Source organism: Crinalium epipsammum PCC 9333, assembly GCF_000317495.1.
Taxonomy (GTDB): domain Bacteria; phylum Cyanobacteriota; class Cyanobacteriia; order Cyanobacteriales; family PCC-9333; genus Crinalium; species Crinalium epipsammum.
On record NC_019753.1, the window covers coordinates 2,322,455 to 2,341,261 of the forward strand.

15 protein-coding genes are annotated in these 18,807 nt (G+C 42.5%); 6 read left to right on the top strand and 9 right to left on the bottom strand.

Annotation, left to right across the window (positions count from 1 at the left end; genetic code table 11):
* Positions 1–61: 61 nt before the first annotated feature.
* The 6 genes from ndk to CRI9333_RS09975 form a co-directional block, all read right to left on the bottom strand.
* Positions 62–511 carry a nucleoside-diphosphate kinase gene (gene ndk, locus CRI9333_RS09950; RefSeq protein WP_041226544.1) on the bottom strand — a complete coding sequence of 150 codons (450 nt, stop codon included), beginning with the start codon at positions 509–511 and terminating at the stop codon, positions 62–64.
* Between the two features lie 97 nt (positions 512–608).
* The gene (locus CRI9333_RS09955; protein ID WP_015203041.1) at positions 609–1,676 is read right to left on the bottom strand and encodes a D-alanine--D-alanine ligase family protein; all 1,068 of its coding nucleotides are present in this window, start codon (positions 1,674–1,676) and stop codon (positions 609–611) included.
* Between the two features lie 91 nt (positions 1,677–1,767).
* Positions 1,768–2,964 (bottom strand): RNA-guided endonuclease InsQ/TnpB family protein, encoded by a 1,197-nt coding sequence (locus CRI9333_RS09960; RefSeq protein WP_015203042.1) that lies wholly within the window; start codon positions 2,962–2,964, stop codon positions 1,768–1,770.
* A 491-nt stretch (positions 2,965–3,455) separates the two neighbouring features.
* Entirely contained in the window at positions 3,456–4,832 is a 1,377-nt protein-coding gene (gene miaB, locus CRI9333_RS09965; RefSeq protein WP_015203043.1) for a tRNA (N6-isopentenyl adenosine(37)-C2)-methylthiotransferase MiaB, read from the bottom strand.
* A gap of 191 nt (positions 4,833–5,023) precedes the next feature.
* Positions 5,024–5,332, bottom strand: a complete 309-nt coding sequence (locus CRI9333_RS09970; protein ID WP_041226008.1) for a mechanosensitive ion channel domain-containing protein — start codon at positions 5,330–5,332, stop codon at positions 5,024–5,026.
* Positions 5,333–5,392: 60 nt separating this feature from the next.
* On the bottom strand, positions 5,393–6,826 hold the full coding sequence (locus CRI9333_RS09975; RefSeq protein ID WP_015203044.1) for a carotenoid oxygenase family protein: 1,434 nt from the start codon (positions 6,824–6,826) through the stop codon (positions 5,393–5,395).
* Positions 6,827–6,976: 150 nt separating this feature from the next.
* On the opposite strand from CRI9333_RS09975, the gene CRI9333_RS09980 reads away from it, so the two are divergent.
* Positions 6,977–9,811 (top strand): PAS domain-containing hybrid sensor histidine kinase/response regulator, encoded by a 2,835-nt coding sequence (locus CRI9333_RS09980; RefSeq protein WP_015203045.1) that lies wholly within the window; start codon positions 6,977–6,979, stop codon positions 9,809–9,811.
* Between the two features lie 115 nt (positions 9,812–9,926).
* Here the strand turns inward: CRI9333_RS09980 and gloA are convergent, their stop codons facing one another.
* Positions 9,927–10,382: a lactoylglutathione lyase gene (gloA, locus tag CRI9333_RS09985; protein WP_015203046.1), complete on the bottom strand. Its 456-nt coding sequence runs from the start codon at positions 10,380–10,382 to the stop codon at positions 9,927–9,929.
* Between the two features lie 221 nt (positions 10,383–10,603).
* Between gloA and eno the strand changes: the two genes are divergently transcribed.
* On the top strand, positions 10,604–11,884 hold the full coding sequence (gene eno / locus CRI9333_RS09990) for a phosphopyruvate hydratase (RefSeq protein WP_015203047.1): 1,281 nt from the start codon (positions 10,604–10,606) through the stop codon (positions 11,882–11,884).
* 184 nt (positions 11,885–12,068) lie between these two features.
* Here eno and CRI9333_RS09995 read toward each other — a convergent pair whose 3' ends face one another.
* Positions 12,069–13,313: an RNA-guided endonuclease InsQ/TnpB family protein gene (locus CRI9333_RS09995; protein ID WP_015203048.1), complete on the bottom strand. Its 1,245-nt coding sequence runs from the start codon at positions 13,311–13,313 to the stop codon at positions 12,069–12,071.
* A 204-nt stretch (positions 13,314–13,517) separates the two neighbouring features.
* Positions 13,518–14,576, bottom strand: a complete 1,059-nt coding sequence (gene argC, locus CRI9333_RS10000; RefSeq protein ID WP_015203049.1) for an N-acetyl-gamma-glutamyl-phosphate reductase — start codon at positions 14,574–14,576, stop codon at positions 13,518–13,520.
* Between the two features lie 227 nt (positions 14,577–14,803).
* Here argC and ribBA point away from each other — a divergent pair, with 227 nt between their 5' ends.
* From ribBA to CRI9333_RS10020, 4 genes are all read left to right on the top strand, one after another.
* Positions 14,804–16,492 carry a bifunctional 3,4-dihydroxy-2-butanone-4-phosphate synthase/GTP cyclohydrolase II gene (gene ribBA, locus CRI9333_RS10005; RefSeq protein WP_015203050.1) on the top strand — a complete coding sequence of 563 codons (1,689 nt, stop codon included), beginning with the start codon at positions 14,804–14,806 and terminating at the stop codon, positions 16,490–16,492.
* A complete protein-coding gene (locus CRI9333_RS10010) occupies positions 16,489–17,520 on the top strand; it encodes a tetratricopeptide repeat protein (protein ID WP_015203051.1) in 1,032 nt (343 codons plus the stop codon). Before ribBA ends, CRI9333_RS10010 begins: the two co-directional genes overlap by 4 nt.
* Complete coding sequence (locus tag CRI9333_RS28545; RefSeq protein ID WP_015203052.1) at positions 17,520–17,828, top strand: pentapeptide repeat-containing protein; 309 nt, start codon at positions 17,520–17,522, stop codon at positions 17,826–17,828. Before CRI9333_RS10010 ends, CRI9333_RS28545 begins: the two co-directional genes overlap by 1 nt.
* A 240-nt stretch (positions 17,829–18,068) precedes the next feature.
* A complete protein-coding gene (locus tag CRI9333_RS10020) occupies positions 18,069–18,791 on the top strand; it encodes a pyridoxine 5'-phosphate synthase (RefSeq protein WP_015203053.1) in 723 nt (240 codons plus the stop codon).
* Positions 18,792–18,807: the final 16 nt, after the last annotated feature.

Sequence of the window (18,807 nt, forward strand, 5' to 3'; positions counted from 1 at the left end):
ACAAAATCGAAGGCGGAGTTAAGTCCCCGCCCTCAAAAAGCTTTGAGCTTTTATTCTAGAGTTACTCGTAGAGCCAAGATATTACACTGGGTTGCCAGTTAACGAGTTCTTCATCTTTAAACCACAAGCTAATCTCACGTTGCGCTGTCTCTGGGGCATCAGAACCGTGAATCAGGTTACGACCAATACTCACCCCATAATCTCCCCGAATAGTTCCTGGTTCAGAAGTTAGGGGGTTGGTAGCACCAATTATTTTCCTAGCTGATGCCACAACACCATCACCTTCCCACACCATCGCTACAACTGCGCCAGAGGTGATGAAGTCTACTAAGCCAGAGAAAAACGGTCTTTCTTTGTGAACGTCGTAGTGTTGTTCAGCTAGTTCTCGGCTTACTTGCATCAGCTTAAGTCCTACCAAAGTAAAACCTTTGGCTTCATAGCGGCGGATAATTTCACCTACCAGTCCACGCTGTACACCATCTGGTTTAACTGCTAAAAATGTCCGTTCCAAGTTTGACCCCGCTAATTTTACAAACTGATACAAAAGACAGATTATCTCAAAAAGGCGATTAGCAATCAGCTTTCAGCTTTTAGCCAAATTAAAGCTGTCAACTGTTTACTTTTCTTTCTAGTGCCAGTTGAATTAGTTGATCGACTAACTCTGAAAAGGGTATACCAGTAGCAGCCCAGAGTTGGGGATACATACTTGTTGTGGTAAATCCTGGTAGGGTGTTAATTTCGTTGATTAATACTTCTCCTGTCTGTTCGACGTAGAAAAAGTCTACCCTTGCTAAACCAGCACCATCAACGGCAGCAAATGCTTTGATTGCCATTTCTTGAATTTGGGTAGTTATAGCATCTGGTAGTGAGGCGGGGATGATTAAATCTGCTTGACCAGCAGTGTATTTAGTTTGATAGTCATAGAAATCACTTGTGTAAGTAATTTCGCCAACTACAGAGGCTTTTGCTTGGTCATTACCCAAGACGGCGCATTCAACTTCACGAGCGACAACGCCTGCTTCTACAATTAAACGGCGGTCATAGCTGGCAGCATTATCTAAGGCTGTTTCTAATTGTGCGCGCGATCGCACTTTAGCGATCCCCACAGACGATCCTAAGTTAGCTGGTTTGACAAAGCAAGGATATCCCAGTGTCGCTTCTATCTCGTCACATAATTTGGGGAACACACAGGGATTAGAGTAGATTTGCGATCGATTAACAGCTATATATTTAACTTGTGGTAATCCAGCTTGAGCAAAAGCTGTTTTCATCGCCAGCTTATCCATACCTACAGCCGAACCCAGGGCAGGAGTACCAACAAAAGGTACTTGCATTAATTTCAGCAACCCCTGAACTGTACCATCTTCCCCATTAGGTCCATGAAGGATGGGGAACCAAACATCTATTTCACTAGCTTGGGATGGAAATTGCCATAAATTGTGCTTACCTTGCTGTTCGTCGGTAGGTAAATAGGGTGAACCTGCTGCTAAAACTTGTTGAGCAATTTCAACTCCTTGCCAAATTCCATTTTTTTGGATGTAAAAAGGCAATACTTCGTATTTATTGGTATTTTCGCCGGATTTTAATGCTTGTGCGATCGCACGAGCCGAACTAATAGAAACTTCATGTTCACCTGAACAACCACCAAATAACAGCCCAACCTTGAGTTTTGTCATTACTAATGCCTCACCGCACTCCTCAACGGTGATAGCCTATCACTAAAAATATTGCAAGTCCTCTGACGTGAACTACCCACGCACTCCACGCTTAGTTTCGTGCGGGGCTTCCAGTCTCATCGGGAATCGCGTCTAAAAGGCAAGAAATTTTGCCTCCTAGCCGACTTACATTCCCTCCACTGGCTGTGTCGCTAGTTCCTAACGACAATATCCGTAAGGCTTCATTTTTGATATTTATCGAAGCGTTGATATCACGATCATGGTTAGTTTCACAATGGTCACAAGTCCAGTTTCTAACATCAAGCGGTAATCTTCCGACTTGATTTAGACAAACATTGCAAATTTTAGAAGATGCAAAAAACCTATCTACTTCTATGTAGGTTTTTCCATCTCTTTCTGCCTTGTATTTGAGCATTGTACAGAACTGCCCCCAACCAACATCACTAATGGCTTTAGCTAGGTTGTGGTTTTTTACCATGCCTTTTACATTGAGATTTTCTACAGCAATAACTTGGTTTTCGTTGACTATCTTACGGGATAGTTTGTGTAGAAAATCTTCACGACATCTAGCTATTTTGGCATGAACTTTAGCAACAAGTTTTCTTGCCTTGTTCCTAGTATTACTGCCTTTCTTTTTACGAGAAAGGTTTTGTTGTTTTTTCTTGAGATTTTTAGAATGTTTAGCAATATGCCTGGGATTGTTATACTTTGAGCCGTCTGAGGTTATACAAAAATGCGTCAAACCTAGATCGATTCCTACAGCTTTTCCTTCTGTTGAACACTGGGGAGTTTCCTTGCCATCATCAACCAAAATAGATGCGAAATATTTTCCATCTGGATTTTTTGAGACAGTAACAGTTTTAATGGTTCCATCAAAATCCCGATGGCAACTACAATAAACCAATCCAACTTTTCCAGGTAGCTTTAGGTAGTCACCATCAAACTTAACGTTGGCTGGATAACTAATTGATTGTCTGCCATGCCTGGACTTGAACCGAGGAAGTTTTGCCCGTTTGTCGAAAAAGTTTTTGTAGGCAGTCGATAAATTCAATGCTACAACTTGCAAGCATTGAGAATAGGCATCGGTTAGCCAAGGATATTCCTTCTTGAGTCCAGGTAGCAGCCCTTGAATATACGCTCTTGACAGCCCTTTGCCAGTTTTGCCGTAGGTTTCTTGGCATAAATTCAACGAATAGTTCCAATACCATCTGCAACAGCCCATAGCCTTAGCCAGTGCTGTTTGCTGCTCTGTATCGGGGTAGATTCGGAATTTATACGCCTTATACATATCACTTACTAGGGTTAGTGATAATACTGTAGCAGATTTTTTTTTTAATACAAAGTCCCTGCCCTTGCTTTCCCATGCCAAGTTCCGCTATGCGCTACGCGCTCTTCCTTCGCCAACGCTTCTACATGGGGACTTCCCGCAAGGAAGAGTTAAACAGGACTTAGACATTTTATAGCGGTCAGCACATCGCGTATCAGCCGTCAGCTTTTTTAAAAGCCACTGTTTACAAGGCTTTCAGAATTATATGCGTGTCCTAACTGCCTTGGCGGTTGCGATAATTCAGCAGAGGAAGCAGAGCGAGTTAAAAAAATGCAATTTTGCGATCTAATTAGACCAATGAGCAAAAATCACCAAATTGTTTTTTTTATCGCAGATGTGAGCAGATAGACGCAGATGGCGCAGATATCCGCCAAGATTTTATCGACTTATGCAAGAAGCTTATTATCAATAATTTTGATTATTGACTCCCAACTACCTAAATTGTTAAAAACCTACACTTGTGAGGGGGTAGGGGGCAGAGGGAGAACAGCTAGGGGTTCGCCCGTCAAACTGAAGGGACGTACTTCAGTGATTTTAACTTGCACGATTTGACCTTTAAGTTGAGCAATACTGCCCTTAAAAAAGGTGAGACGGTTTCCCCGTGTCCGTCCCATGACTTGAGTAGGATCTTTCTGATTTTGGTCTTCTACTAAAACTTCTTCAATGCGACCAAAATAACGTTGCGATCGCTCTGCTGCTTGAATAGAAACTAAGTGGTTAATGCGCTGCAATCTGTCTGATTTCACTTGCTCACTTAACTGCTGATCCCACACCGCCGCAGGTGTACCAGGACGGGGAGAATAAGCCGCAGTATTTACTAGATCAAAGCTAATATCTTCTATTAGCTTCAGGGTATTTTCAAACTGTTGTTCTGTTTCCCCAGGAAAACCAACAATTGCATCAGCAGTAATCGAAGCATCTGGCATATAGCGACGAATTGTGTCAATAATGCGGCGATACTTTTCATGGGTGTAACCCCGCGCCATTGCTTTTAGCAACTCATTATCCCCAGACTGGAAAGGAATGTGAAAATGTTCGCACACCTTGGGTAATTCAGCACAAGCCTGAATCAACCGTTCTGTAAAATAGCGGGGGTGACTGGTGGCAAAGCGGATGCGTTCAATTCCTGGTACATCGTGAACATAGTAGAGTAAATCTGTCAAGGTGTGCTGATGGCGACCTTCTTTTGTTACTCCTGGTAAATCCCGTCCGTAGGCATCAATATTTTGACCGAGTAAGGTTATTTCCTTATAACCTTGATGACTTAATTCTTCCATCTCAGCCCGAATTGCTTCTGGAGTGCGGGATTGTTCCACACCACGCACGCTGGGAACTACACAGTAAGTGCAGCGTTCATTACAGCCGTAAATTACATTTACCCAAGCACTTACCGTGCTATCTCGCCTGGGTTTAGTGATATCTTCAACTATCTGTATAGGTTCTGTAGCTACTACTTGATTACCATCTAACACTTGTTCGAGCAATTCTTTCAGGCGATTAGCGTGTTGTGGCCCCATCACCAAGTCTAATTCTGGAACCCGTCGCAGCAAAGCTTCCCCTTCTTGTTGGGCAACGCAACCAGCAACAACCAGCGTCAAATCAGGTTCTTCATGCTTGCGCTTGGCTTGCCTACCCAGGTAAGAATAAACCTTTTGTTCAGCGTTATCCCGAATTGTGCAAGTGTTGTAGAGGATGACCTTGGCATTGTTGGGGTCTTCTGACCACTCAAAGCCCATATCCTCAAGGATGCCAGCCATGCGTTCTGAGTCGGCTTTATTCATCTGGCAACCGAAGGTAGTAATGTGATAGCGGCGTGGAGAAGTGGTCATGGACAGGTACAAATATTAGGTAAAAAATTCTTAGGACTTTATCTATTTATAGCAGTTAGCACTTAGCAGTCAGCTATTAACTTTTCTCATGCCCTAATCCTTCATAAGGTTGGAGAAGAGAAAATATTCTGACTTGTCTAGCTACAGCTATATTTTAACAGCATCCCCAAGGTGGATATAACAGTTAAACTTCAAAATGCTAACTGTTGACTGCTACTGTGAAGATCAATAGTTATTTCTAGTAATAGTGTCATACCAATAATGAAGTTGTTGGCTAAAGTTTGCAAGCCAAAACCTAAACCAATTCCTAAACCGCCAGCTAATACTGTCAGTGAGTTAAGGTTAATACCAGCAGTTTGTAAGACAATAAAAAAACCGATAGAGCCTGTAAAACAAGCAATAATTGTAGCGCTCTCTTCTCGATCTCCATGCTCATTATATTCTTCTTCTTCCTTGGCGTTCTTTGCGTCTTGGCGGTTTATAGAATAGGTATTCGCCATAGTGGGAAGGGAGTAATCTAATTTTCCACTCAAGCAGTATTTTTGATAATTGTTAATTGATTAAGCGGGTTTCCAAGTACCATGAAAACCTAAAGGAATGACGCTGGGTAATTGTAGTTTACAGACGGGTGATTCATTCAAGCGATCGCTATCAAAAATCCAAACTTCACTTGCATGAGTATTGCCATCATACACAACTGTTAAAATCCAACCTTGCTCAGAATTGTAGGCATCTATAGCATAAATTGGTTCTGAAGCATAGCGATTTTCTCCTACTTCTGCTTCACAGAGAGTATCAGTTTTGTAGTCAAAACGCGCGATCGCACTTAATACTTCTTTACTGATATCTACATTTTGCCGATGTACTGATAGATAAGTGTAGCGGTTAGCTTGTCCAACCTCTGAAGGAGAGACAAAAGGAAAATCACAACCGCGATCTAAAACTTGCTCAGTTTTTGTTACTTTACCAGTCTGAGGATTAAGATTAACTTGCCAAAGTGTTCCTTTAGCTGTAGTAGTAGTTTTACCAGTAGCTACTTCTTTGAGAAATTGATTAGTTTGGAAATCCTCATAACGAGCTATGTCTAAAATAATTGAGCCATTACTATCAACATATCCATTACCAAAATGCCACTGAAACCAAGGATCAGTTTCTCCACGACTAACTAAGGTTAATGTGTCTTTGTCAAATACTAAAACTTGGGTTCCTAATTGTGGTTTCCACTTAGCTGCATCACTGTAAGAATTTAATCCGAGTATTAGCGATAGTATATTTACTCGCACTGGAGGAATAAAAAAGACTAGATATTGCCCAGCTAAAACAAAGTCATGCAAAATTGAGAACCCATCAAGCTTAAAAGCTGATTTTTTGATAATTTTGCCAGTACCATCGCTTTTATAGATATTTAGCAGTACATCTTTTTTAACACTGACACCGAAATTAAAAATTTCTCCCGTATTAGGATCAATTTTAGGATGTGCAGAATAAGCTATTCCTTGATCTAGTCCACCTAAGTCATCTAATCCTATAGTTTCTAAAGTTTCAAGGTCTAGCGCATAAGGGTTATCGCCTTCCCATAATGCTAGTAATTTATCAGGTAACGCTAATACAGAAGTATTGGCAGAATGCTTTACTGGTCTTAACCATTGATTCCAGATTAGCCCTGGTGAAGTCATGCCATAATTACCGTACAGGTATTTATCTGCTGCGGTTTCTTCTTGATAGCCAGATGTTTGTACGAAGCGATAAACACCTGTAGTACTATCATCCCTGAAATGGACTCCTAGAATGGCACCATCACCATCAAACCAGTGTCCGACTTTTCTCCCGCCACGTTCTAGCCTACCTGGGCCATTACGGTAGAGAGAACCACGTAATCCGGCTGGTATTTTGCCAGAGATAACTGGTAGGGGAGTAGGGGCAAATTCTTTGGCTGGTTGGGCGATCGCATTTGCCCAAGTTGGATGTGTTGATGGTTTAGTAGCTAATGTCATATTAAAGGAAGATCCCAGATCAGAATTGTGAATTTAAAGCAAAATTTATCAAGTTTCTACTTAAAGCTTATCGGAAAAGTAATTTGAATAAATTTTAACTGTAGATATTACTGAAACAGCAGAGCAAGCAGCATTAATTTCAAATCAACTATGACCTACTCCCAAAATCCCCAACCAGATTTTCAAGTTTTATTTGAGTCAGCGCCAGGATTATATCTAGTATTAACACCTGATTTTACAATTGTTGCGGTCAGCGATGCTTACTTGCAGGCAACAATGACTAAACGGGAAGAGATTTTGGGGCGGGGGGTATTTGATGTTTTTCCTAGTAATCCTGATGATCCGACAGCTAACGGAACGGTTAACTTGCCAACGTCGCTCTTAAGTGTGCTGCAAAATAAAGCAAAACATAGGATTGCGGTACAAAAATACGATATTCGTAGCCCTGAATTAGAGGGTGGTGGCTTTGAGCAAAGATATTGGAGTGTCGTTAATTCGCCCGTATTAGGAACCGATGGAAAGGTTAGCTATATCATCCATCATGTTGAGGATGTAACAGAGTTTATTCGCCTCAAGCAACAGGAAGCTAAGGAACATGAACTCGCTGTTTCACTACAAGAACGTACCCAGCAGATGGAAGCAGAAATCTATTTGCGATCGCAAAAGTTACAGGAAGTTAATAGACAACTGCAAGCAGCTAATGTAGAACTAACAAACGCCCGTGATGAAGCAGACAAGGCGCAGCAACGCATTACCGACATTTTAGAAAGTATTACTGATGGATTTGTGGCTGTCGATCGCGATTGGCGCTTCAACTATGTCAGTCAAGCAACGACGCGAGTTTTACAAAAAAGTCTTCCAGAGCTACTTGGTAAGCAGGTTTGGCAAGAAGTCTTTCCAGAGGCGGTGGGCAGTGTTTTAGAATCAGAACTTCATCGAGCGATGGAATCTCAAGTCACTGTTGAGATTGAACAGTTTTATCCCCCATTAAATAAATGGTTTGAAATTCATGCCTATCCTTGTGAAATAGGTCTTTCTATTCATTTTCGGGATATTACAAAGCGCAAACAAGCCCAAAGCGATCGCCAACAAGCAAATCAGCAAATTGTCAATATTCTAGAAAGTATTGGTGATGCCTTTATAGCAATGGATCGCGAGTGGCGGATCACCTACGTGAATCAAGAAACAGCTAGGTTGAATGGAAAACAGCCAGAGGAATTCATCGGCAAAACTCACTGGGAAGTGTGGCCTTGGTCTGTAAATACTGTTGTTGAACAAAATTATCGCCGTGCCTTTGCTGAACAAGTAGCTGTCCATTTTGAGGTGTTATATGAGCCGCTAGATATCTGGCTGGACGTTCATGCTTATCCCTCCCCAAACAGTCTGAGCGTTTTTTTCCGCGATATCTCTGAGCGTAAGCGGGTAGAAGAAGTAATACGAACTAGCGAAGAGCGGTTCCAACTGTTATTGGAGAATGTTAAAGATTACGCCATTTTCTTTTTAGACACCGAAAACCGTTATACCCGTTGGAGTTTAGGAGCAGAGAGGATTTTAGGCTATCAGGAAGCCGAAATTTTGGGTCAATATGGCTCAATTATCTTTACACCTGAAGACCTCCAGCGCCAAGACCATCTGAAGGAATTGGAAAAAGCAGCTAAGGAAGGTCGGGCTGAGAATGAACGCTGGCACGTGCGTAAAGATGGTTCCCTTTTCTGGGGGAGTGGGATAGTTACACCTCTACGAGATCATCGGGGAAATCTCAAAGGCTTTGCTAAAATCATGCGCGACTTTACAGATCGCAAATTAGCAGAAGACGAACGCAAACAGTTACTAGAGCGCGAACAACAGGCACGCGCCCAAGCAGAAACAGCAAATCGGATCAAAGATGAGTTTTTGGCAGTGCTTTCCCATGAATTGCGATCGCCACTTAACCCCATTTTAGGTTGGACAAAACTGTTGCGATCGCGTAAATTCGATCAAAAAACTGCCGAACGTGCCTTAGAAATTATCGATCGCAATGCTAACTTGCAAGCGCAACTAATTGAGGATTTGCTCGATGTTTCGCGGATTCTCCGAGGTAAACTCACTCTTAAGGCAAGTCCCGTCAATCTAGCAGCCACAATTGAAGCCGCGATCGAAACGGTACGCTTGGCGGCAGAAGCCAAATCAATTCATATTCAAACTATATTTCCCCCATCGGTAGTGCTAGTTGCAGGTGACTCTAACCGCTTACAGCAAGTTGTGTGGAATTTGCTCACCAACGCCGTTAAGTTCACACCTGAAGGTGGGCGAGTAGAAATAAAGTTAGAGTGCGTTGAATCCCAAGCCCAAATTCAAGTTACTGATACAGGTAAGGGAATTAGTAGAGATTTTCTGCCCCATGTATTTGATTATTTTCGTCAAGAAAATAGCAGTACTACAAGGACATTTGGCGGACTAGGACTGGGATTAGCAATTGTCCATCACTTGGTAGAACTTCACGGTGGTAGTGTTGGCGTAGAAAGTTTAGGAGAAGGGCAAGGCGCAACATTTACTGTGAGACTGCCGTTAATTAAAAGCAATCCGCAGACAAATGAGCCTTACCAACAGCCGAATCGGGCATTAGATCTCAGTGGTATCAAGATTTTAGTTGTAGATGATGAAACTGATTCGCGGGAATTTATCTCTTTTGTGCTGGAACAGGCTGGGGCAGTAGTGACGGCGGTAGGATCGGCAAGAGAAGCATTAGAAGCGATCGTACAGATCAAGCCAAATTTACTATTAAGTGATATTGGAATGCCTGATGTTGATGGATTTATGTTGATCCGTGAAATTAGAGCGATGTCGCCACAAAGAGGAATTCCGGCGATCGCTTTAACTGCCTATGCTAGCGAAATTGATGCCGAGAAGGCTCTCTCAGCAGGTTTTCAGAGGCATATATCCAAGCCAGTAGATCCAGATGAATTAGCCGCAGCAGTAATTAGTCTTGTTAAAGGTAGCGAATAAGGAGGCGGAGGGGCAGAGGAGCGGAGAGGCGGAGGGGGCTGTTGTGCCTTTGCGTTGCCAGGTTCAATCTGGCAACGAGTTATCAAGATTTGAGAAGAATACAATGCCAATCTAATTAATCATCGGGCAGCCGTCTAGATGTTGCCATTGCTGGTGTTGCTTCCTCCTGATGATTATCTGAACCTTGAGTCTTTTGCTGAATTAACTCAACTTTGTAACCATTCGGGTCTTCTACAAAAGCAATTACCGTTGTACCGTGTTTCATTGGCCCTGGTTCCCGTGATACCTTACCACCACGCGCCTTAATTTCTTCACAGGTGGCATAAATATCATCAACGCCAAGAGCAATATGCCCATAGGCATCTCCCAGGTTATACTGCTCTACACCCCAGTTATAAGTTAGTTCCAAAACAGTGTTGTTAGCTTCATCGCCATAGCCCACAAAAGCCAGGGTAAATTTACCGTCTGGATATTCCTTTTGACGAAGCAGCTTCATACCCAGAACGTCGCAATAAAACTTGAGAGAGTGTTCCAAGTTGCCGACTCGCAGCATAGTATGTAGCATTCGCATCTCTTTAAATCCCCAATTCCTGCTTACGATGACGCTGATGTCTGTTTAAGACGTATTCTAACAATCGGAGTTTGATTAGTTGTTAGCAATCAGCAATCAGCTTTTAGGTATGTGGTTTGGCTGAGAGTTAAGTTATATTTTTTCTTTCATAACCAACTAATCCTCAAAAAAGCTGACGGCTGACTAACCACAATCAACAGTAAATATGGAGAATCATGACCATGCTAGAGACTGCTATTGATACGATTCGCGCACGGGAAATCCTCGATTCACGGGGTCGCCCTACTGTAGAAGCTGAAGTTTATCTCGCTAATGGTGCGGTAGGCGTTGCCCAAGTTCCTAGTGGTGCTTCTACAGGCACTTTTGAAGCCCATGAACTGCGGGATGAAGATGATAGTCGCTACGGTGGTAAAGGTGTCCTTACGGCTGTAAAAAACATCGAGGAGACAATTGCCCCTGAGTTACTAGATGTAGATGCACTCAACCAAGCTGGGGTTGATCACTTGATGATTCAGCTTGATGGTTCTGAGAATAAATCTAATCTGGGAGCGAATGCGATTTTGGCAGTTTCCCTAGCAACGGCAAAAGCTGCTGCTGATGCCCTGCGCTTGCCTCTCTACCGCTATTTAGGTGGTCCTTTGGCTAATTTGCTACCAGTACCGTTGATGAATGTCATTAATGGTGGCGCACACGCATCTAATAATGTGGATTTTCAGGAGTTTATGATTGTGCCTGTGGGGGCTGCTTCTTTTAAGGAAGCCCTACGCTGGGGTGCGGAAATATTTGCTTCACTCAGCAAGGTGTTAGATAGTCAAGGTTTGTTGACTGGTGTGGGCGATGAAGGCGGTTTTGCCCCTAATTTAAAGTCAAATCAAGCTGCTTTGGAGTTGTTGGTAGCTGCGATTGAAAAAGCTGGCTATAAACCAGGGGAAGAAGTAGCACTGGCTTTAGATGTTGCAGCTAGTGAGTTTTACAAAGATGGTCAATATGTCTACGATGGCGCACCACACTCACCTGCTGAGTTCGTTGATTATCTCGCTAGTTTGACTCGTCAGTACCCCATTGTCTCCATTGAAGATGGATTACACGAAGATGACTGGGAAAACTGGCAATTACTGACTCAAAAAATTGGTTCTAGTGTGCAGTTAGTTGGCGATGATTTGTTTGTTACTAACCCTATCCGCTTGCGTAAAGGTATTGAACAAGCGGCGGCTAACGCGATTTTAATTAAACTCAATCAAATTGGTTCTTTGACTGAAACTTTAGAAACAATTGATATGGGAACCCGCAACGGTTATCGCTCAATTATTAGCCACCGTTCCGGGGAAACTGAAGATACTACGATCGCAGATTTAGCTGTTGCTACTCGTGCTGGTCAAATTAAAACAGGTTCTCTGTGTCGTAGTGAGCGTGTTGCCAAATACAACCGCTTGTTGCGGATTGAAGACGAATTAGGCGATCGCGCGATCTATGCTGCTACTGTTGGTTTAGGACCAAAATAGCTTAAAGCCGTCAGTAGTCAGCTATCAGCTTAGGCTACGCCACGGCGCACAGCGCCTACAGCTTTTTTCCTGCGCCAATGCAACTATGTGGGTTTCAGGAGAGATTTTGTCCTAACCTATATGGCTACAGCTATTTGACCTACTCCCCACACTCCGCGTATGCGGAGTGTGGGGATTCTCATTCTCACGAATGAGATTTCCTGGTGCTACGGCTCTTACCTAGACTAGCAGTATCACCGCTAGCCCCCGACAGAACGCCTTCCCAGGCAACTTGCGAAGCCACCATTAGCCCAACGGCGACTAGACCTCTGTGCATAATTACTTCAGCAGCAACAATGTCACGGTCTTGTTGATATCCACAGTTTTCGCAGCAGTGAATCCTATCACTTAGCTTTTTAGGAGTATGCGTGTAGCACATCGAGCAGGTTTGGCTAGTTCCACGAGGGTCAACTTTCTCGAAATGAATCCCTCGTTTCCAACACACCCACTTAAGTATTTCCAGAAATTGACCAAAGCCAGCATCAAGGGTATGCTTTGCGAACATTCCCCTACAAAGAGCTTTGAAACTTAAATCTTCTACAAATACCATTCCATGCCCATCACACAGGCGATGAGCAAGCTTAAAGTGAAAATCTTTTCTGCAATTGTGAATCGTTTCATGTAGCCTAGCAATCTTCCTAGAGAGCTTCTTCCAGTTTTTAGACCCACGCTTCTTATGCTTTAATCGGCGTTGTAGCAATTTAAGCTGACGCTGCTTTTCTTTCAAAAATCGGGATCTTGGTATCAGATCTCCATCAGAAGTTGCTGCAAAGTTGTGTAATCCTACGTCAATACCTAACGGCTGCCCCGTTGTAGGCGGTTCTGGTACATCTACATCGCATCCAAGTGTAAGCATCACATACCAACCTGATGCCCGTCGCACAACCCTAACTTGCTTGAGATCAAAACCGTCTGGGATTGGGCGAGACATACGCATCTTAACAACGCCTATCTTTGGCAACCTAATCGTGTCACCGCAAATATCCCCATTTTTCATTTGAGGGAATACCAACGATCTCATTGTTCCCTCTTTTTTGAAACGGGGAAAACCAAATCCCCTCTCCCACATAGACAAAAAAGCAGTCTCCAAAGTTCTGAGGGTCTGTTGCAATACTTGAGAATGCACAGTCCCTAGTTCTTTTAACTGCTTTTTGGCTTTTGTTAGAGCATTTGCTTGGGAGTGATAGGTCGGTCGCTGCGCGTTTGCAGGAATGATGTACTCACCTTTGATACTGCAAGCGTTGACCAGGCAACTTCTTGAATTAAACCAGTCCTTACGTTCCCTTAATGCGTAATTCCACACCTTACGGCAGACCTCTAAGTAATGCTCAAAGGTTGCAGTATGTTCTTGTGTAGGAATTAGCTTGTATTCGTAAGTTAGGTTAATCATTTCACAATCCTAACATATGCTTACAAAAGAATTGTGAATTTTGTAAAATGTTGCTAAATCAACTATAAAAGCTTTGCCGCCTCTCATACCCACGTTTTGCTATGCTCCATAGGGGGTCTTCCCTGCGGAATGATAAATCAAAACTTATCTTTTGTGCTTTATCTCCTAGCTGAAAGCTGACGGCTGATAGCTGATAGCTAAAACCTACGGATAAAATGCCAACTGTGGCAAACCTAAAGTTTCTTCCCAACCCATCATTAAATTAAGACACTGGATAGCTTGACCTGCTTGACCTTTCATTAAGTTGTCAATTGCTGACATCACAATTACTCTGTCAGTGCGGGGATCAACTTCGATGCCGATATAGCACAAATTTGTACCAGCAGCCCACTTAGTTTGAGGATAAGTACCACTGGGTAAAATTTTGACCCAAGGAGAAGATCTATAAAAAGCTTGATAAATTGTAATTAAGTCATCTCTCACTAATCCAGGATCGCGGAGTGTGGCATAGACAGTTGCTAAAATACCCCGCACCATCGGAATTAAATGGGGAGTAAACTGAATCATCACTTCATGCCCCGCTAACTCACTACAGATTTGTTCAATTTCTGGCGTATGTCGATGGTGTGCAACACCATAAGCAGCTAAGGAATTATCTGCTTCTGCTAATAAAAGATTGGTTTTAGCTTGTCGTCCACCACCAGATGTACCGGATTTGGCATCAATAATCGCACTTTCTGGTTGAATTAACCCTTGCTTGAGTAAGGGTGAGAGTGCTAACAGACTGGCGGTAGGGTAACATCCAGGGCAACCGACTAATTGAGCATTGGCAATGCGATCGCGATACAATTCTGGTAAGCCATAAACTGCTGTTGTGGCTACTTGCTCGTCGCTACGTTCAACTCCGTACCAACTGCTGTAGGTTTCTAAATTACTAAACCGATAGTCAGCAGATAAATCCAAAACTTTACATCCCTTCTCTAACAGTTTTGGTGCCATCTCACAAGCTAAACCATTAGGCAGAGACAGAAATACAACTTGACAACGTTCGGCAATTATGTCTAAGTCAATTGCTTCTATTTTTAAATCAATGCAATGAGCCAGATGGGGGTAAATATCTGAAAAACGTTTACCAGCACTACTTTCTCCCCCTAAATAAACTACTTCTATTTGGGGGTGGTCTTTCAATAGTCGCACCAGTTGTACGCCACCATACCCAGAAGCGCCAATAATTCCTACCTGCAAGCGTCCTAAATCTCCCATGTTCCTTACTTCCTAATAGGTTTCAATATAAATTTGAACTTTTGCTGCATTTTAATATCAAAATCGCAACTAAGTAGTAAATAGCATCTGATATGTGGGCAAGATGTATATAAGGAACCATTTCCAGGATTAAGCAATGAGTTTCCAGCAGACCTTGCTATAGTAACAGGCTAAAATTTAAGTGAAGCAAGCTTAAAGCAACTTAAATAGCAATTTAGAACTTATCTGTGGTAAAGCCTACGAACGTCCTAACATCAACTTTTAAATTTGACTCGATTGACGCGGCTCTAGCAGACTTCAAAGCAGGTCGGATGGTGGTCGTGGTCGATGATGAGAACCGCGAAAATGAAGGTGACTTGATTTGTGCCGCACAATTTGCCACGCCTGACTTGATTAATTTCATGGCTGTATATGCGCGTGGGCTAATTTGTTTGGCAATGACAGGCGATCGCTTAGATGAACTCGACCTGCCATTAATGGTGAGCAATAATACTGATAGCAACCAAACGGCATTCACCGTTAGTATTGATGCCTCGCCTAACCTGGGAATTACTACTGGCATTTCAGCAGAAGACCGCGCCCGTACTATCCAAGTATCTATCAATCCAGCGACTCACCCCCAAGATTTACGTCGTCCTGGTCATATCTTCCCAATCCGCGCCAGAGAAGGCGGTGTATTAAAACGTGCAGGGCATACGGAAGCAGCAGTAGATTTGGCAATATTATCAGGGCTGTATCCGGCTGGGGTAATCTGTGAAATTCAAAATTCCGATGGCTCAATGGCTCGATTGCCACAGTTAATCGACTATGCCCAAGCTCACAATTTAAGAATTATCAGTATTGCTGATTTAATTAGTTACCGCCTCAAGCATGAACGGTTTGTCTATCGTGAAACTATAGCCGAATTGCCTACCCAGTTTGGTCAATTCCAAATCTATGCTTACCGCAACAGCATGGATAATTCTGAACACGTTGCGATTGTTAAGGGTGATCCGGCTGAATTTACCGACAAAACTGTGATGGTGCGGATGCACTCAGAATGCTTGACTGGCGATGCTTTAGGTTCTTTACGCTGTGACTGTAGGATGCAGTTGCAAGCGGCACTAAAAATGATTGAAAACGCGGGTGAAGGTGTTGTAGTTTACTTGCGCCAAGAAGGTAGAGGAATTGGCTTAATTAACAAGTTGAAGGCTTATTCTTTGCAGGATATGGGACTAGATACGGTCGAGGCAAATGAGCGTCTAGGTTTCCCTGCTGACCTGCGTAATTATGGAGTTGGGGCGCAAATTCTCAATGATTTAGGCGTGACTAAAATTAAGCTAATTACAAATAATCCGCGCAAAATTGCTGGCTTGAAGGGTTATGGTTTGGAAGTTGCCGATAGGCTACCATTGTTAATTGAAGCTACTGATTACAACTCTATTTATTTAGCTACCAAGGCAGAAAAGTTGGGTCATATGCTATTGCAGACCTATTTAGTTAGTGTAGCTATTGAATGGAATGATGAACCTTCAGTAACACAACGCTATGAACGCTTGGAGAAAGTACGCCATTTAGGAAATATCCATCATCTACTGTTGCAGGAAGAAGCGCGTCCTGTGGCGATCGCTTTATTTGGTAAACCTTCTTTAACATTCCATCTAGGCTTTGATCAATCTAATCTAGCAGCATCAGGATGGTTTGAGCAGGCGCATCATCCTTATTTAGAAGCGATCGCTCAAATTCTAGACTCTTTAGTAAGTTGGGATCACATTAAACGCCTAGAATTTTTAGTTTCTACGGGTTACGATCCTCTTACAGGCTTGCAAGTGCAAATAGATCGTGAAACCTTCCCCGTGACCAAACTTCCTTCGTCTATTTGTAATAACTTAAAAACTCAAACAATTTATAGCTTTGTTCAGGATTCAGACGTATGAAAAAAGATCATTCTGGCATTAAAGCTCAGACTAATTTTTATCAAAAGCTAGGAGTGATTTTACCTACTAGCTTATGGTTAACTATCTCTAGTTTGGGGGTTTTAATTCCATCTGTATCTGCACAGATGCAACCATTTCAGGTTGCTCAAGTAACTAAAACAGATTTATTCAATCGTGGGGTTTCTAAGTATAGCAATGCAGACTACAACGGTGCGATCGCAGATTTAACCGCAGCGATTCGTTTAGACTCAACTTTAGCAGAAGCTTATTACAATCGTGGTTTGGCGCGTCGTCAATTAGGAGATTTCACAGGCGCGATCGCAGATTACACAAACTCGATTCGGATTGATCCTAGTTATATCTCTCCTTATATTAATCGAGGTATTGCCTACGCCGCACAAGGTAAGTATACCGAAGCAATGGCAGATTACACCGCAGCCGTCAATCTTGATGCTAAAGATGCTGCTGCTTACTTCAACCGTGCTATTGCCTATGATGCTTTAGGCGATCGAGCCGCAGCGATTAAAGATTACACCCAAACAATAAGTCTGCAACCCAAGTATATAACTGCTTACTTAAATAGGGGAATCAGTCGCACAGATTCTGGTGATTATAAAAGTGCGATCGCGGATTTTAACACAGTATTAAAACTTGATCCTCAGCTAGTAGCTGGTTACGAAAATAGAGGTATTGCCCGTCGCTTTTTAGGAGATCTTAAAGGAGCGATCGCAGATTATAATCGAGCAATCCAACTATCCCCAAACAACGCCAGCGCCTACTACAACAGAGGACTTGTCAGCTATCGGCAAGGAAATAAGCAAGCTGCGATCGACGATTATACTCAAGCAATTCGGGTAGATTCTCGCTTTGCTCGAGCTTATGGTAATAGAGGATTACTCCGCTACGAATTGGGGAGTCGCGAAGCCGCGCTGGATGATGTACGAACAGCAGCTAGACTATTTTCTAAACAAGGAGAAACTTCGGAATACCAAAAAGCAGTAGATTTGATTAGAAAAATTCAGCAGTAGTGATCAAATTTACGGAATTAACATTTCTCAAGAATGCTAATTTAAGAGGAGCCAATTTAAGAAATGCCAACCTTAGCAGTGCCATTTTAGAGTGGGGCAGGGGAGGCAGAGAAGCAGAGAAAGTAAAAAGGTTCTTATATGAATATTTTCACACTAATTCCGAAAGAACCGATTTTTTTTGCTATTATATTTATAATGGAGATATTGTTTATTTGATTTATCAGAAGGTAGTTCTTCCTTATCAAAATCATTGTATCACTTCAAACATAGCAAAGTCTATACCTTTAATAAAAATTTTTACCTTTTAAATAAATAAGCATAACTGAGTAAAAACAAAATTCCACTTTTTAAGTAGGTTAACCTTTGGGATGTAAAAATAAAATTTTCAGAAGGTTAGTGAATCTCGCTTGTCCGTTAACAGTAGACCTTTTCCATAAGTCGATAAATTTGGTATTTAATCTGCGGTTAATTTTAATACTGAAACCCCAAAAATGACATTATTCGGCTAAGATATAGGACGGACAATAGGCATAGGGGGAAATAAAAGATTGCCTACGCTTGGCGTTAATATCGATCACATTGCCACGATTCGTCAAGCTAGACGGACTGTGGAACCCGATCCTGTAGCAGCAGCAGTATTAGCAGAACTTGCGGGTGCTGATGGTATTACTGTACATTTGCGGGAAGATCGCCGCCATATTCAAGATCGAGACGTGCGTTTGTTACGGCAAACTGTGCGATCGCATCTTAATTTAGAAATGGCTGCGACTGATGAAATGGTAGCGATCGCACTAGACATTAAACCAGACTATGTTACCCTTGTTCCCGAACGTCGTGAAGAAGTCACAACCGAAGGCGGACTTGATATTGCAGGTCAAATTGACCGGATGCAGCAGGTGGTAAATAAGTTACAAACTGCTGGTATTCCAGTTAGCTTATTTATTGACCCTGATGTAGATCAAATTCGGGCATCTGCTATTATCAAAGCGCAGTTTATTGAACTGCACACAGGTAGATATGCTGAAGCAACTAATGAGGCTACTCGAGCAAAAGAATTAGCCGTGTTAGCTAAAGGGTGTGAAATGGCTCTAGCTGCTGGTTTAAGAGTTAATGCTGGTCATGGACTAACCTACTGGAACGTTTACCCTGTTGCTTGCGTCCCTGGTATGGAAGAACTCAATATTGGTCATACCATTATCAGTAGAGCAGCTTTAGTGGGTCTAGAACGAGCCGTCCGTGAAATGAAACAAGCTATGCGCGGACAGTTGTAAATCTTGAGTTTTGAAT

Excerpts from the sequence above, each read along its gene's own strand:
- CRI9333_RS09955 (WP_015203041.1), bottom strand. The coding sequence starts at position 1,676 with ATGACAAAACTCAAGGTTGGGCTGTTATTTGGTGGTTGTTCAGGTGAA.
- CRI9333_RS09960 (WP_015203042.1), bottom strand. The coding sequence starts at position 2,964 with ATGTATAAGGCGTATAAATTCCGAATCTACCCCGATACAGAGCAGCAA.
- miaB (WP_015203043.1), bottom strand. The coding sequence starts at position 4,832 with ATGACCACTTCTCCACGCCGCTATCACATTACTACCTTCGGTTGCCAG.
- CRI9333_RS09970 (WP_041226008.1), bottom strand. The coding sequence starts at position 5,332 with ATGGCGAATACCTATTCTATAAACCGCCAAGACGCAAAGAACGCCAAG.
- CRI9333_RS09975 (WP_015203044.1), bottom strand. The coding sequence starts at position 6,826 with ATGACATTAGCTACTAAACCATCAACACATCCAACTTGGGCAAATGCG.
- CRI9333_RS09980 (WP_015203045.1), top strand. The coding sequence starts at position 6,977 with ATGACCTACTCCCAAAATCCCCAACCAGATTTTCAAGTTTTATTTGAG.
- gloA (WP_015203046.1), bottom strand. The coding sequence starts at position 10,382 with ATGCGAATGCTACATACTATGCTGCGAGTCGGCAACTTGGAACACTCT.
- eno (WP_015203047.1), top strand. The coding sequence starts at position 10,604 with ATGCTAGAGACTGCTATTGATACGATTCGCGCACGGGAAATCCTCGAT.
- CRI9333_RS09995 (WP_015203048.1), bottom strand. The coding sequence starts at position 13,313 with ATGATTAACCTAACTTACGAATACAAGCTAATTCCTACACAAGAACAT.
- argC (WP_015203049.1), bottom strand. The coding sequence starts at position 14,576 with ATGGGAGATTTAGGACGCTTGCAGGTAGGAATTATTGGCGCTTCTGGG.
- CRI9333_RS10010 (WP_015203051.1), top strand. The coding sequence starts at position 16,489 with ATGAAAAAAGATCATTCTGGCATTAAAGCTCAGACTAATTTTTATCAA.